Raw genomic sequence first — 15,556 nt, forward strand, 5'->3', positions numbered from 1 at the left:
TGGCGATGACCTACTCGGCCAATATCGCCAGGGAAGGAGCGCGACGACCCGGTGTTCTGCTGGAGGTGCGGGTGCGCAAGGAGGAGCTTCAGCGGCTCTGGACGAGGAGGATCCAGGTCGGTCAGCCGGACCCATACTGGGGGAGGGAGAACGGCGGCGCTGATTCGCAGCACTCGGTGACGTCGCCCATCGACCCGCAGGTTCTTTCGCCGAACGCGGATCTGGCCCGGCTGAGCGAGGGCGGGCCGATCTACGCCGTGCAGACCAACATGAGGATACCGGCCCACGACATCAAGATCATCGGATTTCATGTTTCCGCGGGGCAGGAGATGGACGAGCGCAGGTATGCGGCGGCCATGAAGTACGACATGATCGTCGATGAGATCGGTGGGAATTACCCCAGCGACCCGTGGATCACGGCCCACCCGCATCCCTGACGGTGCTACGGACGTCGACCTCTCGTCGGGAGCCACTGGGTGTGCACCGACAAGGTCACCGCATCAAGGCTTTCCAAGGAGCCCGGAACGGCCCGGCGCCGGTCGTGCGCCGCGACGTCGAGCCATACCGGGGCCTGGGGGTGCAGGGGCAGGATGCGCAGGCTGACCTGATCGCCCTGCGCACCGGCGATCGTGTCCAGGTCGATCACCCAGCCGGTGCCGTCCCAGAAGCGGTCGGCCACGACCTGCCCGTCGACGCACAGGTGGGCGACGTCCCCGGCCCACTCCACCTCCAGCAGCCGGCGGGTGCCATCGGCCGGTTCACCCACGTCCATCAGCCGGTACAGCGTTCCCCGCTCCTCGACGGTCTCGGGGGTGGGCGCCGAGGCCCGCTCGTGGAAGCTGCCGTACAGCGGCAAGGGGTCAGGACGGGCGGCTGCCACCGGCACCCAGGTCACCGGCCGGGCGGGCAGGGCCGGGGCGGCGGGGTGGAGCTCCGCCGGCCTGAGCCCTTCGGCCGTGACCGCCCGCAGGCGGGGCCGGCGGTCGGCCAGAACGTGCACCACGCCGCGGTCTTCCCAGAGCGGGTGATCGCTCAGCAGTACCTGGCGTTCCGGCGTTCCCTCCACGACCCAGACCCGGTCGGCATCCCCGGACGCCACGATCACGACATCGGCCCGGGCGGACGGCCCGGCCAGGTGCACCGTTCCGCCCGAGGCCGCCGGAACCCGCCACCGGCCCTGTTCGAGCCTCTCACCGGCTCCGGAAACCTCCACCTCGGCATCGATGGACAGGTCGACGTCGATTCCCGTCTCCGCGACCAGCACCAGCGTGCCGTCATCCAGAACAGTGAGCGCGCTGGCGGTGGCCGACCGCAGAATGACGCCACCCAGATCGAGGTTGAAAGGCCAGCGGGCGATCGTGCCGGGCGGCACGTCCAGGGGGCCGAAGGCGGTGCTGCCCTCCGGCGTCTCCACCCGTAACCGCACGGCCCGGCACGTCGGCAGCGCGATGTGCGGCTGGTGCCAGTTCACGAAGACGAAGCCGCTGTACCCGTCCGAACGCACCGCCCAGCGCAGTGTCGTGCTGTCGTCCAGGCCGGCGGGCTGCTGGTCCGGCAGGGAGGCCGGCATCGTGGCCAGTCGCTCACCGAAGGCGGCCAGGAAGGCGTGCTGACGACGCAGGGCAGCGTGACTGGGGGAGGGCAGACCCGCAGCACCGATCGCGGCGTGGAAGTCGTAGTCGGTCACCGGCAGGTCGTTGGGGTATCCGGTGGCGTGGGACTCCTGGGCCGGGCCGATATCCGATGGGTTCAGCCCACCGGCATACATGTAGTAGCCCTGCCACATCGAGCCGCTGCCCAGCTTGGCGTTGGCGACCGCCGCGATGTCGGCGGCGGCCGGGACGATGCGCCGGTGGTAGGTGGTGGCCATCCCTCCGCCCAGCTCGCAGGTGGCCGGCGGGAACCGGTCCGGCGCGACCGGTCCCTCGCCGCTCGGGGCCGTCCCCGCCTGAAGGTCCCGCACGTCGGCCCCGACCCCCGGATCGTCCCACTCGTGGGAGAAGGAGAAGTGCGCGCGGAAGTTCGGGGCCCAGCCGTCCTGCGCGTCCACCCAGAAACCGTCCCCGTAGCCGGCCCACAGCGGGAAGACCTCGTCGGCGGGCAGATCGGCGCCGCCCCAGGCGGTGGCCGTCCACAACGGCGCGCTCAACCCCGACTCCCGGGCCATGGCCTTGAGGGTGAGCAGGTGCCCCGGCTCGGTGTACAGCTCGTTCTCCAGCTGCAAGCCGACGACGGGGCTGCCGGGCCCGCACAGATGCCCCAGTTCCTGGCCCAGCCGGGCGAACCAGGGCCGCACCAGATCCAGGTAGGCGGGATCGTCGGTGCGGTGACGCACCGGCTCCTGCTGCACCCAGTCGGGGAAACCGCCGTTGCGCACCTCGCCGTGCACCCAGGGGCCCAGACGCAGCACGACGTTCAGGTCCAGCTCGGCGCACAACGACACGAACGCAGCCACGTCCCGGTTGCCGTCGAACCGGGCCTGGCCCGGCCGGGGCTCGTGGTGCAGCCAGATCAGATACGTGGAGATCACGTCGATACCGCCCGAGCGCATCAGCAGCAGACGTTCACGCCAGCGCTCGCGGGGGACGCGGGAGTAGTGGATCTCTCCCGATACCGGGATCCACGGGCGCCCGTCCCGCAGCAGGCTGCGCGAGCTCAGCCCGATGCGATGGTGCGGGTCCACGTCGGCCATGGCCGGGCGGGTGACGGGATCGCTCCAGTCCTGGTGACGCGTGATCAGGTCGTGTGCAGGCATGACGGAACTCCTCGTCGAGATGGCCTTGCCGCGGTCAGCGCGTGGTGGTGCGTGGGCGAAGGGCTCCTGCGGCCAGGGCGGCGATCAGGAAGAACAGCGCCAGGAGCCAGAAAGCGGTGAGGAGGCTGGTGATCTGGGCCAGGAACCCGACGGCGGGCGGGCCGGCCAGGTTGGCGAAGTAGCCGAGGGTCGCGACGATGCTGACCCGGGCGGCGGGGTTCGGGCCGCTGTCGGCGGCGGCGGACATACCCAGGGGGAATCCCATGGAGACGCCGATCGCCCACAGCAGGACGGCTACCAGCATCACGACGGGGTGGCCGGCCAGGATGAACAGGACGACGCCGAGGACGCCCAGGAGCGAGGTGATCTGGACGGTCCGCACGCGTCCGAGCCGATCGACCACGGGTCCGCCCAGGACGCGGGCGGTGGTCTCACCGATCGCGAACGCGGTGAAGAAGAGCGCGGCGATCGAGGGTGACTGGCCGTGGCCGTCGCTGGCGGCCAGGGTCAGCCAGTTGTTGGCCGATCCCTCGCCCAGTTCGGCGCCGAGCATGACCAGGCCGATCGTCAGCAGGCGCCAGTCGGCCCAGCCGCGCAGCCAGACCCGGAACCTTTCGCCGCGGGAGAGTTCTGCCGCGGTCCCGGTCTGTTCCTCGCGCGGGCCGCCGGGGATGGCCGTGGCGGCGAACAGGGCGAGCGCGGCCATCAGGAATGCCTCGGCGGTGAACTGCGTCGCGGGATTGATGCCGAGCGCGGCACAGCCGGCACCGATGCCTGCTCCCACCGCGGCGCCCGCGGACCAGGCCGCGTGCATCAGGGGCATGAGGGTGCGCCCGGCCGCCCGTTCGATGCCGGCGCCATCGACATTGATCATTACGTCGAGCGTGCCGATCGCGAAGCCGGCCACGACGAAGCCCACGGCAACGACCGGCACGGAATGCAGCACGGTCGAGCCGACACCGATGATCGTCACGGCCGCGGCGATCACCAGCATCGCCCCGGGGACCGCCCGGCGGGCGCCGAACCGGGTGAGCAGAGGTGTCGAGGACAGCAGGCCGACGACCGAACCGACGGTGATCCCCGCCAGGAGCACGCCGATGCCACCGGTATCGAGATCCAGATCGGCCCGGAGGGCGGGGAGGCGGGGGCCCCAGGTCGACAGGGCCAGACCGCCGACAGCGAAAGCAGCGAAGATCGCGTTGCGCCAGCGGGCCAGCGCAGCGCGATCGATCGTCTGGGTCTTCATGGTGGCGGGGTCATTCACAGCGATGATCCAGTCTGAGCGCGGGTGGGAAACGGGAGTGAAGCCACCCGGTCCACTGCGTGCCCGGCGGCTCCGTTACCGTTCACGTGAACGGTAACAGCAGAGTCCGCCCGAGCGCATCAACACTTTCGGGAAGGCTCACTAGACTGGGTGGACTGTGAAAAACGACGATCTGCCCGCCGGGCGCACGAGCCCTCAGCGCGTGACCTTGCGCGACGTCGCCCGCGCGGCCGGTGTTTCCCACCAGACCGTGTCCCGGGCCATCAACGACAAGGGCGAGATCGACCCCGAAACCCGTCGCCGCATCCTCGAGGTGGCCCAGCAACTCCGGTACCGGCCTTCGCGATTCGCCCGCGGACTGGTCCGCCCCGGCGCGACCACGATCGGCCTGGTCGTCGACGACATCCTGAACCCGTTCTTCCCCGAGCTCATCGCCGGCGTCATCAGCGCCGCCGAGCAGCGCTCCTGGACGGTGCTGATCAGCACCACGCAGAACCACCCGGAGCGGGAGCCAGAACTGCTGGGTTCACTGGCCGGGCAGGTCGACGCCTTGATCGGCTACCTGTCCCAGCAGGACGCCGCGCTCGCGGCCGCCGTGGAAGGCCTGCCGCTCGTCGTCATGGGGCGCCCGGCCCAGGAGAGCGCCTTCGGTGCCGTGGACGTCGATGTACGCCCCGGCGTTCAGGCGGCCGTCGACCATCTGATCGCCCGGGGCCACCGGCAGATCGGCATGATCGACTGCCCGACCGCGTGCGAACCGGGCCGGCGGGCGGTCTTGCTGGAAGCAGCCGCCGCTCACGGTGTCCCCCTGCCCGCCGGCGCGATCGTCGCGGCCGACCCGAACCAGGTCGGCGGGGAGGAGGGCCTGGCCCGGCTGCTGACCGCGGAGCCCGGCGTCACCGCGGTGCTGGCCTTCAACGACGTCGTGGCCATGGGCGCCTACCGCACCGCTCGTCGCCTCGGTCTGTCGATACCCGGTGACATTGCGCTGATCGGCTTCGACGGCCTCAGCGTGGGTGAGGTCCTCGACCCGCCGCTGACCACGATCAACGTCGACAAGCGCCGGATGGGCGAGCTGGCCGTGGCCCAGGTCGAACGTCTGCTGGCGGGAGAGGACTCGCCCCTGGCGATGCTCTCGACCGACCTCCTGGTCCGGGATTCCGCCTGACCTGCGGCTGAACCCGGTTCAGAAAGACGAAACATTCACCAGACGGCCCATTTTGCGGTACTCGCGCTCGGCGCCGGACCACAGGTCGTCGTGCGTGACCCGGCCGTCACGCCCGGCGGCGAGATAGGCGGCGGTGACGCAGGCGCTGTGGATGGCGCCGCCGGGCATCTCGAACCGGGTGGCGACGTGGGCCGGATCGAGACCGGGTTCGAGCGGGGCCCCGGCCAGACTGTGATGCCACAACCGGGCCCGCTGCCCCGCGTCCGGGAACGGGAAGTCGACCACCAGGTCCAGGCGGCGGGTGAAGGCGTCGTCGATATTGGCCCGCAGGTTGGTGGTCAGCAGGGCGATCCCGTCGAACTGCTCCAGACGCTGCAGCAGGTAGGCGCTTTGCATGTTGGCGTGCTTGTCGTGGGAGTCCTTGACCTCGGAGCGCTTGCCGAACACGGCGTCCGCCTCGTCGAACACCAGCACGGCGTCGCTCTGATCGGCCTCGGTGAAGATCCGCTCCAGGTTCTTCTCGGTCTCCCCGATGTACTTGTCCACCACGGAGGACAGGTCGACCACGTAGAGGTCCAGGCCGAGTTCGCCGGCCACCACTTCGGCCGACATGGTCTTGCCGGTGCCGGACTCCCCGGCGAACAGGGCGATCACACCCCGGCCGCGCCCCCCGCCGGTACGCATCCGCCAGTCGCCGAGCACCCGGTCGCGCTGGCGCGCCCGTAGCGCCAGTTCGCGCAGGGAGCTCAGAGGTTCGGCGGGGAGCACCAGGTCGGCCCAGCCGACGCCGGGCGTCACCCGGCGGGCGTGGCGGTCCAGCAACGGGGCGGACTGGCGCCGGGCCGCCTGCTGGATGTGGGTCCGGGTCAGGGGGCCGCCGTCGAGCGCGGCCAGGGCCAGGGCCGAGCGGGTGGCCCGGCGCACCTGGTCCGCGCCCAGGCGGTACGGGGACACCGTCGAGGCCAGGTCCAGTCCGTCGGCGGCGGAACCGAACTCGTCGAGCCAGAGCTGGGCCGGGGCGCTGCGGGGGCCGGGGGCCTCCAGCGGAATCGGGGCGCCGGTCGATGACCAGTGCGGGTCGTACGGGGCACTGCCGGTCAGGACGACCGGGACCCGGGCGGTTTCCAGGGCCTGGATCAGCCGGGTCGTCCCGGCCGGGTCGTCCGGGAGTGGCCCGGCCACGATCGCCGCCTGCCGCAGCCGCGCCTCCCGGACCAGCGCGGGCACAAGCTTTCCGTCGGTGGAGGTGAACCGCAGCACGGGGTGGCCGGTGGCGAGCAGTGCGGCCACCGCCACCGCGGCTCCCGATCCGGGGCGGGTCTCGTGCAGATGGACGACGGTCGCCTGATCCCGAGCGGTCAGCAGGTTGGCCAGTCGGTGCGTGAAATTACGGTCCAGCAGAGAATCCGGATCGTTCTGGCCGATCAGCTGGACGGCGTTCGTCAGGCTCCCGTCCAGGGTGTCGTCACCGAGGAGGTGGGCGACGACCCGCTCGGGGACCTGAAGGTTGCGGCTCGGGAGCGAAAGGTGAGGGTTGTCGTCCATCATGATCAGGTGGTCGGCGAAAAGAGGCGCCCCAGGGTGGAAGCGGGCCCGGGCCAGGATCTGGTCGGTCTGTAGCCCGGCCAGTTCGAGGGCGAGCGCCACGGTGGCCCGGCGGCGGCTGACGTCGTCGTTCAGGTAACCGTAGAGCGGCTCGAACCGCCGGCTCACGTCCGGGGCCAGCGCCACCACCAGGATGTGCAGGTCGAGGGGGCTGAGTGCGAAAGTCTCGGCGAGGGAGAGCAATCGTCCTTCGGGACGGCGCAGGGCGGCGGCGTAGGCGTCGGTGCCGGGCACCGGATCAGGCCGGCGGTCCAGGAGATAGGTGACGGCCTCGGCGGACAGGAACAGGCCGCGCAGCGGATCGGTGGCTGTCGGGTCACCGGCGGAACGATTCTCTATGAGTACCGCCACCCGGTCGTGCAGCAGTTCCAGGCGGGGCATGAGTTCGCTGTGATCATCCATCGGAACTCCTGTCGTGCACGTCGACGACGGCCGGCTGGGTGACCGGCGGGGCGACCGGGAATTCCGGCAGCACCGGGAACGGGGCAATGATCACGACATCCAGCGACGGTTTCAGTTCTCCTCCCAGCGCCGACCAGATGTCGGCGATCGAGCGCGACTCCGGGGGTGGCACCGCCACCGAAATCTGCACGGCCCGGGTGATCTCGGCGACCGAGGGCGGTAGATCGTCCGGCGGGAGGATCTCGTTGCGCAGTAGGCATCCGAGAACTGATGACAGCAGCCGGTGTTCGTCCTCAGGCAGACGGGTCCAGGCGGTCACCAGGTAGGACAGGCGGAACCAGCGCGGCTGCATCCGCCGGGCCTGCACCTGGCCGGCCGGGTCGCGGACGGTGGCGGCCCCGCGCTCGCGCCGGGACACCTCCTCACGGATGTCGTACAGGTAGGCGTCGATGGTGGGGGAGTTGCGCCGCGCCGCCCAGTCCCGGCTGGGTGCGTCGAACAGCACCTCGGCCGAACCGTCCGGCAGGGCCTGGCGTTTGATCAGGCGGCGCACCGACTCGTCGATCTCGTTGATCACAGGTATCCCTCACGCAGGGCGTAGGCGACGGCGTGAGCGCGGTTGGTCAGGTGCATGCGCGACATGATGCCGTGCAGAATATTTTTCACGGTGCGCTCGGAGTACGACAGCTCCTGGGCGATCTGCCGGGTCTCCAGCCCGTCGGCCACCAGGCGCAGCACGCTCACCTCGCGGGGAGCCAGGTAGAGCGGGGCGCCGCGCCGAGGGCCGCGCTGCCCCCGCCCGACCGCGCCGAGCAGCTGCCCGAGCAGGTCGGGCGGCAGGTCACCGTCGCCGCGGGCGGCGGTGCGGACGGCCTGGGCCAGCCGCTGCGGGGAGGCCTGGTGGCGCCAGACGATGTTCTGCACACCGCATTCCAGCACGCTGACCAGTTCCGGTTCGCGCAGCTGGCCGGCGACCAGCAGGACCTGCCGCCGACCGCCCCGCACCAGGCGCTTGAGTTCGGCCAGGGTCAGGTCGTCGAGCCGGTCGCTGACCACCACCGCCACCGTGCCGCTCAGGTCGGGCCGGGCCACGGCCGAGCGGTCGGGGTTCTCCAGCACCTGCACGTCGCCGCGGCCCAGATGGCTGATCACCCCGGCCCGCAGCAGCTGGTCGGCGACATGCACGGTGACGGTGGGTTGTTCGGTAATCCTGGGCGCCACGCCGATCTGCCCGGCCATCTGCACGGTGTTCCTCCTTGGGTCGGTCCCGCGAGAGACGGTCTACTGGGCCTTGGCCTTGGAGCCGTCGGGCGCCACGGCGAACCAGTTGCCGTCCACGCCCTGGCCGTTGATCTGACCGGGGGCGGTGTCCTTGGCGAAGCGGTAGACCGGCCACTTGCCGATCGACATCTGCACACTGCCGTCCTTGCGGTAGAGGCTGCTGATGTTCTTGCGCTGCAGGCCCACGTATTGCACCTTGTGCGTGGCCAGGACCGGCGGCCAGGCCACGGCGCACCCGTCGTTGCAGGTCGACCTGGACGGGCTGGTGCTGTCCGGGCTGAACCGGTAGAGGGTGTAGCCCTCACCGTCGACGACGTAGCCGCCGATCTCGGCGGACTGCACGACCTGGAAGGTGACGGTGTCGTTGCCGGCGATGTCGGTGGTGTACGCCTGCACGCCACCGGCCGGGGCGGTGGTCACGGTCGTGGGTGTCACAGCAACGGACGAGGTGGCGCCCGCGGCGGTCGGGGTGGCGGCTGCTGTGGTGGCCGGGGCGGCCGGCGGCAGCGCCGGGGCCGGTTCGGCGTCCTGGGAGCAGGCGGCCAGCAGCAGGGTGGCACCGATCGTGACGGCGAGGGGCAGGGTCGTGCGCTTACGCATGGGAACTCCTGGTCAGGAAGGGGGAAGGATTAGTTCTGGCTGGCTTTGGAGCCGTCGGGGGCGACCACGAACCAGGTGCCGCCGATGCCCTCGCCACTGCTCTGGCGGGGCTGGGTGTCCTTGCTGAACCGGTAGACGGGCCAGCCGCCGACGGTCATCTGCACGCTGCCGTCCTGGCGGGAGACCACACCCAGGGCGCTGCGGTCCAGGCCGGAGAACTGGACCGTGCGCGCGGCCAGGGTCGGGGGCCAGGTGACCGCGCAGTCGTCGTTGCAGGTCGCCTTCGAGGGGTTGGCGTCGTCCGGGTCGAAGCGGTAGAGCGTGAAACCCTCACCGTCCACGACGTACTGGCCGAACCGTTCGGACTCCACCACCTGCAGGGTGACGGAACCGTCCCGGTAGCCGGGCTTTCCCTCACCGGCGGCGTAGCTGCTCACGTCACCGTCCGGCGGTGCGGCGGCCTGGGTGGCGGCCGGGGCGGGCGCGGTGGCCTGGGCCACGGGCGGCAGCGCCGGTGCCGGCTCCGGGTCCTGCGAGCACGCCGCGATCAGCAGGGTCGCGCCCACCGCGAACACGACGGGCAGGGTCTGGCGTCTCATGCGGACTCCTTGTCGGCAGTGGACCGGATCTCGATCCCACTGCGACGAGTCTCGCTATTCCAGACAAATTTTCCGTGCGTCAAATGACTGATCGAATGACTGGTCAGGCAACGTTGGTGCCAGTCTCGCCGGTCCGGGCAGCCACCGCACCGAGGGTCGCGCGCACCCTCCCGGTACCCGGACGGTCATCGTCCTTCTCCAGCCGGCGCAGCTTTTCGCGCAGCGGGCCGGCGTCGGCGTGGTTCAGGTCCTCGAGCACCGTCAGCGCCTGTTCCCAGTGACGCCGGGCCAGATCGGGACGCTGGGCGTCACGGTAGACGTTGCCCAGCTGACTGCTGCTGGCGGCCATGAAGTAGCGGTTGCCCTGGGCCGTGAACATCTCCAGGGCCTTCTGGTAGCAGTCGATGGCTTCCCGGTGGTGGCCGAGATTGTGCTGCGCCAGACCGACGCTGTCCCAGGCCGCGGCCTCACCGTGCCGGTCGCCCAGCTCCTGCTGGAGGTCGAGTGCGGCCTGGCTGTGCTTCAGGGCGGCCTGGTGGTCGCCCAGCAGCGCGCTGATGTGGCCGAGGTTGTTCAGCGCCCGGGCCCGGCCGACGGCCGAACCGGCGGCGGTGAACAGGTGCAACGCCTGACGGTCGTGCTCGCGCGCCTCCCAGTAACGCTGCTGCTGACCGGTGCGGCTCTTCACCGCCCCCAGGACGAGGTGCAGGTGGGCCTGGGCGGCGCCGTCGCCGAGATCACCGAACAGCTCCAGGGCCTGGTTCAGTTCGCGGAAGGAGTCCTCGGTGCGGCCGAGCCGGCTGTAAACCGTGCCGATGCCGCGGTCGGTGTGGGCCAGGCCCACCTGGTCGCGCTGGCGGGCGGCGGCGTCGCGGGCCACGTGCAGGGCGGCGATCCAGTCGTGCCAGTGGCCCCGCCGGTCGAAAAACTGCTGCAGGGCCCAGGTCAGCTGCCAGCAACTGCGGTCCTGTCCCTGGTCGGCCGCCTGTCGCAGCGCGGTGAGCAGGACCGGGTACTCGGTCCGGAACCAGGCGGTGGCCGCGTCCGGATCGGCCAGGGGCACCGGGGCGGCACCCGCGGTGATCGGGTCCAGGTCGATCGGGTGCCGGTACGGCTCGATCAGCCGGTTGGCCGCGACGGCGGTGTGCAGGTAATGGTCGATGATCCGCCGCTGCGCGTCGTGGCGCCGGCCGGCGCTCTCGGTGTCTTCCACCAGCTCGCTGGCGTAGGCGGCAATCAGATCATGGATGACGTAGCGGCCCGGCACCCGTTCGGTGATCAGGTGGGCGCGGGTCAGCTCGGCCAGGAGTGGCCGCACCTGGCGGGGCGTCAGCGCGCCCAGAGCGGCGGCCGCGGGTGCGCCCAGGTCGGGGCCGGGACGCAGCGCCAGCAGCCGGAACAGGCGGGCCGCGTCGGTGCTCAGCGCCCGGTACGACCAGGAGAACGCGACCCGGGCGTCGGTCGAGGGATCGGTGTCGGCGAACGCGTCCAGGCTGCCGGCCGTTTCGCGCAGCTCCTCGGCCAGCGCGGTCAGCGAGAACGTCGGGTGGGCGGCCGCCCGGGCCGCGACGATGGCCAGCGCGAGCGGGAGCCGCCCGCACCGGGCGACAATCTCGTCCACTGCTGCTGGTTCGGCGCCCACCCGGGCGGCCCCGAGACGCTCGGCCAGGGCCGCACGGGTCTCGTGCTCGGCCGGCAGGTCGAGGGTGACCGGCCGGGCGCCGTCCCGGGCGACCAGCCCGGAGAGCCGGTTGCGGCTGGTCACGATGACCAGGTGGCCGGCCGAGCCGGGCAGCAGCGGGCGCACCTGGTCCTCGTCGCGGGCGTTGTCCAGCAGCAACAGCATCCGGCGCCCGGTCAGCAGACTGCGGAACAGCGCGGCCTGGGCGTTCACACCGGCCGGGATCTGGGCCGGGGCCACCTCCAGGGCCTGCAGGAAGCCGCGGATCGCGGTGGCCGGATCGAGCGGATCCCCGCTCGGGTCGAAACCGCGCAGGTTGACGTACAACTGGCCGTCCGGGAAGCGGTCGGCGAGCTGGTGGGCCCAGTGCAGGGCGAACGTGGTCTTGCCGATGCCGGCCATCCCGTTGACCGCGGCGATCACCATCGCGGCCGGCGTCTCGTCCCCGGTGCCGAGCAGGGCCATCGCCTGGTGCAACTCGACCTCCCGGCCGGCGAAACCGGGCAGGTCGGCGGGCAGATGGGCCGGCCGGGCGGTGCCGGCCACCGGCTGCGGCAGCTCCTGCCGCAGCACCTTCCGGTGGGCGTCGCGCAGTTCCGGGCCGGGGTCGATACCCAGTTCCCCGGCCAGCGCGGCCCGGACCGTCTCGTACCGGCCCAGCGCCTCGGCCTGGTGCCCGGCGGCCGCCAGGGTCAGGATCAGCCGGGCCTGCAACGACTCGGTGTACGGATGCTCCGGGGCGCTCCGGCGCAGGATCGGAAGGGCCTGCTGCGGGCTCCCCGCGTCCAGCGCGGCATCGGCCAGCGCCTGCACCCCCTCGACACGGTGCTGCTCCAGGGCCGTGAACAGAGGATGATCAAGCACTTCGGGGTCCAGGCCCGCCGCCCCCGGGCCCCGCCACAGCTCCAGGGCCCCGACGAACAGCGGAACCGCGGCCTCCGGGTGACCGTGGTCGACGGCGTTGCGGGCCTGCTCGGTCAGCTCCTGGAAACGGTTCAGGTCCACCGCCTCGACGGGCAGCTCCAGCCGGTACCCGCCCGGGCTGCGCAGCAGGAACCGGCCCGGGGCGCGGACCGGGAGATCAGGCTCGAAGATCCGGCGCAGCCGCCCGATGTAGCGGTGCAGGACGTTCACGGCCGTGGCCGGAGGACGGTCACCCCAGAGCACGTCCACCAGTTCGTTCGTGCTGACCGTCAGGCCCTGCCGTAGCAGCAGGACCGCGAGGGTCGCGCGCTGCTGCGGTGGTCCGAGGTCGAGCTCCACCTCACCGCGCCAGGCCCGGACCGGGCCGAGAACAGAACACCGAAGGTCACTACTCATGCGGGAACAGACGCCTCACTGTCGAACGCGACGAACGGGGTGACCGGGCTCCCCCCGCCTCTTGCCGATCGGTTCTTTCCCGACACTTCGGACTCGAGTATCCGTGATCATTGCCTGATGCGTCCGGGCCACGAGACCCATGTCACGCTCGCCGGAGCGACCCCCCACGACCGGAAAACCACTTGCCCGCCGGGCCCGGCCACGCGACTCTCGACCCGTCACGGAAGCGGAGAACCAGGTGAGGCACGGATGGACGCGATCGATTGCGCGCTGCGCGGAACCGACGTCGATCTGACGTCCGAAACCCGGCCCGAGCTTGCCGGCCTGCGGGAATGCCCACAGACAGCGGCTTTCCACGCCGAGGGCGACGTGGCCGAGCACTCGCGCCGGGTCTACGACCTGGCCCGCGAACACGCCGGGCATCTGGAGGACCCCTGGTCCGCGATTACCCTGCGCCTGGCCGGACTGCTGCACGACGTCGGAAAACCCTTCACCACCAAGGAGAACGGTCCCGGACGCTGGTCGGCCCACGGGCACGACCTGGAGGGCGCGAAGCTGGTCTCGACCCTGTTCGCCACCCACCCGGCCCTGCTGAAGCTGCCCCTGGGTGTCTACGCCGGCGTCCATGCGCTGGTGCGGGCCCACATGTGGACGTACGCAGCCGACCGGATCAGCCCGGGCGCGGCGCTGCGGATGTCGCACATCAGCGATCCGCGCCTGCTGACGGCCCTGTGGGACAGCGATTCCCGCGGCCGGATCTGCGACGACCCGCACGAGCTGGCTGATCGCGTCGCCTTCGCCGACCTGGTGCTGCACGACCTCGACGCGGCCCGGCCCGCCAGCCACGGGGTGCTCGACCAGGTGGCGGTGCGCGACACCGTCGACCCCCGGGCCTGGCGGGAGACCTTCCGCGCCGTCGTGGAGGGCACCCTCACGAACTCCGGGGCCGCGTCCGCGCATCTGGCCGCCGCCGAGCGGCACAGCACCGGGGGGTCGATCACCTACACGATCGGCCTGCCCGGCGCGGGGAAGTCCACCTGGGCCCGGGAGACGTGGGCCCCGGCGACCGGCGGGGTGGTTCTCTCCAGCGAGGGCGCGCGCCGCCGCGACCGCAGGGCCGCGGCGGCCGCCGTCCTGCAACAAATTCCCGGGCACCTGGCCGCCGGGCGGGACATCTGCGTGGACGCCACCCACCTGCTGCGCGAGACCCGGGACGTGCTGATCACCTACGCCGGCCGGTACGGGGCCGGGCTGCACGCCGTGTACTTCGCGGCACCGCTGTCCCTGGCCCTGAACCGGCAGACGACCCGACCCGGTGCCGACGCGGTCCCGGCCGCCGCCGTCACGACCATGGCCGCCCGGCTGCGCTGGCCGACCCCGGACGAGTACCAGACCCTCACCGTGGTCGAGCCGAACCGCACCTCATGGGACTACACCGGGCACTCCCGATGGCTCGATCCACGAGCCGCCGCCCTGTCGTCCCCCTCCCGGACACCCTCGTGAACGCCCGCGTGAAATACCCGCGCACCCGTCACCTGCCCGGCAGCCCGGGGGCCAGCGCCGACGACGAGCACCTGGCCGACCTCACCACCCTCACCCACGCCGAGGTGGTGATGACCGAGAAGATGGACGGCGAGAACACCACCATCGGGTGCGGTTACGTGCACGCCCGCTCGGTGGACTCCCGGCCCCACCCCTCCCGCACCTGGGTCCGGGCACTGGCCGGGCGGCTGTGGCCGGACCTGCCCGACGGGATGCGGGTGTGCGGCGAGAACCTCTACGCGCGACACTCCATCGCCTACGCCGACCTGCCCTCGTACTTCCTGGTCTTCAGCATCTGGCAGGACGACATCTGCCTCGACTGGGACACCACCCGGGAATGGGCCGACCTCCTGGGCCTGAGCTGCGTCCCGGTCATCTACCGTGGCCCGTTCCCCACCGGCGGCCCCCGCGAACTGCTGCGGTGCTGGCAGAACAGTCGCGACAGCGCCCACCGCGAGGGATTCGTCGTGCGCACAGCGGACTCGTTCGACCGCACCCAGTTCCCCACCCACGTGGCCAAGTGGGTCCGCGCCGGGCACGTGCAGACCGACCAGCACTGGATGAACGCCCCGATCACAGCCAACCAACTCCTTCGGCAATAGGTACCAAAAGCCCCGTTTCTATCTAGGCTGGGCGGCGGGGGTGAAGAATGACGGACGAGGGGCGCGCCGGCGCGCGCAACTGGATGTCCCGGCTGCGCGGGCAAGCCAGGCCGGAAGGGCTGTCGCTGGTCGCGGGACTTGCCGCCGCGACCAGCGCTCAGATCTGGCTGCCCGCGCTCGCGGCCGGGGGAGCTGCGGGGGCGGCGGCGATCATCGCGGGCGTCGGCGGGAACCTGATGGCCAGCGTCATCGAAGACGTCTGGCGGCGCACCCGGCACGACGAGAAGCCCGAGGGCGAGGAGTCCGCCCGGTTACAGGCCCTGCTGGAGCAGACCTTCGAACGGCTGCTCTGCGACGACGAGCAGCGCGGGGTGCGGCTGGTCTTCGAGCAGGAACTGAACCGGTTCCTCAGCCTCAGCGGGGCCCTGGACGAGACCAGCGCCGACCCCGACCTGCACGCCGGCCTCGTCCGCGTACTCAACGACCTGACCGGCGTGATCGCCACCGGCCACCGGGTCATTCTCGACCAGGTGCAGGCCGGGCAGGACCGCGTGGACGACTACGCCGCCCGCCAGACCGCGGCCCTGGCCCAGCTCACGCGCCTGGAACAGGTGCGGCAGGCCGAGATCCGCCGCTTCATCGACAGCCGCGCCCCGGCGGACGAGACCGGCCGGCCCGAGCCCGGGCAGATCCCGTAACCCGGCCTCGACCCCGTCGGCCCGGCCGAGGCGGCGGCC

The 15,556-nt window shown here is 71.5% G+C and carries 12 protein-coding genes; 4 read left to right on the forward strand and 8 right to left on the reverse strand.

Annotated elements, in window-relative coordinates; all coding sequences use genetic code 11:
- Positions 1 to 442: 442 nt before the first annotated feature.
- Both LR393_RS18395 and LR393_RS18400 read right to left on the reverse strand, forming a co-directional pair.
- Positions 443 to 2,755: a beta-galactosidase gene (locus LR393_RS18395; RefSeq protein WP_231485185.1), complete on the reverse strand. Its 2,313-nt coding sequence runs from the start codon at positions 2,753 to 2,755 to the stop codon at positions 443 to 445.
- Positions 2,756 to 2,789: 34 nt separating this feature from the next.
- Entirely contained in the window at positions 2,790 to 4,001 is a 1,212-nt protein-coding gene (locus tag LR393_RS18400) for an MFS transporter (RefSeq protein ID WP_231485186.1), read from the reverse strand.
- A gap of 175 nt (positions 4,002 to 4,176) precedes the next feature.
- On the opposite strand from LR393_RS18400, the gene LR393_RS18405 reads away from it, so the two are divergent.
- On the forward strand, positions 4,177 to 5,187 hold the full coding sequence (locus tag LR393_RS18405; RefSeq protein ID WP_231485187.1) for a LacI family DNA-binding transcriptional regulator: 1,011 nt from the start codon (positions 4,177 to 4,179) through the stop codon (positions 5,185 to 5,187).
- Positions 5,188 to 5,205: 18 nt separating this feature from the next.
- Here the strand turns inward: LR393_RS18405 and LR393_RS35480 are convergent, their stop codons facing one another.
- The 6 genes from LR393_RS35480 to LR393_RS18440 form a co-directional block, all read right to left on the reverse strand.
- Positions 5,206 to 7,194, reverse strand: a complete 1,989-nt coding sequence (locus LR393_RS35480) for an ATP-binding protein (protein WP_269327464.1) — start codon at positions 7,192 to 7,194, stop codon at positions 5,206 to 5,208.
- A complete protein-coding gene (locus LR393_RS18420; RefSeq protein ID WP_231485188.1) occupies positions 7,187 to 7,771 on the reverse strand; it encodes a DUF4255 domain-containing protein in 585 nt (194 codons plus the stop codon). Before LR393_RS18420 ends, LR393_RS35480 begins: the two co-directional genes overlap by 8 nt.
- Positions 7,768 to 8,433 carry a helix-turn-helix transcriptional regulator gene (locus LR393_RS18425; RefSeq protein WP_231485280.1) on the reverse strand — a complete coding sequence of 222 codons (666 nt, stop codon included), beginning with the start codon at positions 8,431 to 8,433 and terminating at the stop codon, positions 7,768 to 7,770. The genes LR393_RS18420 and LR393_RS18425 overlap by 4 nt, the downstream gene beginning before the upstream one ends.
- A gap of 42 nt (positions 8,434 to 8,475) precedes the next feature.
- Complete coding sequence (locus LR393_RS18430; protein WP_231485189.1) at positions 8,476 to 9,075, reverse strand: COG4315 family predicted lipoprotein; 600 nt, start codon at positions 9,073 to 9,075, stop codon at positions 8,476 to 8,478.
- 29 nt (positions 9,076 to 9,104) lie between these two features.
- Positions 9,105 to 9,674 carry a hypothetical protein gene (locus tag LR393_RS18435; protein ID WP_231485190.1) on the reverse strand — a complete coding sequence of 190 codons (570 nt, stop codon included), beginning with the start codon at positions 9,672 to 9,674 and terminating at the stop codon, positions 9,105 to 9,107.
- Positions 9,675 to 9,777: 103 nt separating this feature from the next.
- Positions 9,778 to 12,675 carry an AfsR/SARP family transcriptional regulator gene (locus LR393_RS18440; protein ID WP_231485191.1) on the reverse strand — a complete coding sequence of 966 codons (2,898 nt, stop codon included), beginning with the start codon at positions 12,673 to 12,675 and terminating at the stop codon, positions 9,778 to 9,780.
- Positions 12,676 to 12,924: 249 nt separating this feature from the next.
- Here LR393_RS18440 and LR393_RS18445 point away from each other — a divergent pair, with 249 nt between their 5' ends.
- Genes LR393_RS18445 through LR393_RS18455 form a run of 3 tightly spaced genes read left to right on the forward strand, consistent with a single transcriptional unit; the run spans position 12,925 to position 15,517 of the window.
- Positions 12,925 to 14,178, forward strand: a complete 1,254-nt coding sequence (locus tag LR393_RS18445) for an ATP-binding protein (protein WP_231485192.1) — start codon at positions 12,925 to 12,927, stop codon at positions 14,176 to 14,178.
- Positions 14,175 to 14,819, forward strand: a complete 645-nt coding sequence (locus tag LR393_RS18450; RefSeq protein WP_231485193.1) for an RNA ligase family protein — start codon at positions 14,175 to 14,177, stop codon at positions 14,817 to 14,819. The genes LR393_RS18445 and LR393_RS18450 overlap by 4 nt, the downstream gene beginning before the upstream one ends.
- Positions 14,820 to 14,866: 47 nt before the next feature.
- A complete protein-coding gene (locus LR393_RS18455) occupies positions 14,867 to 15,517 on the forward strand; it encodes a hypothetical protein (RefSeq protein WP_231485194.1) in 651 nt (216 codons plus the stop codon).
- Positions 15,518 to 15,556: the final 39 nt, after the last annotated feature.

The sequence above is a fragment of the Kineosporia mesophila genome (assembly GCF_021129235.1).
GTDB classification, from domain to species: domain Bacteria; phylum Actinomycetota; class Actinomycetes; order Actinomycetales; family Kineosporiaceae; genus Kineosporia; species Kineosporia mesophila.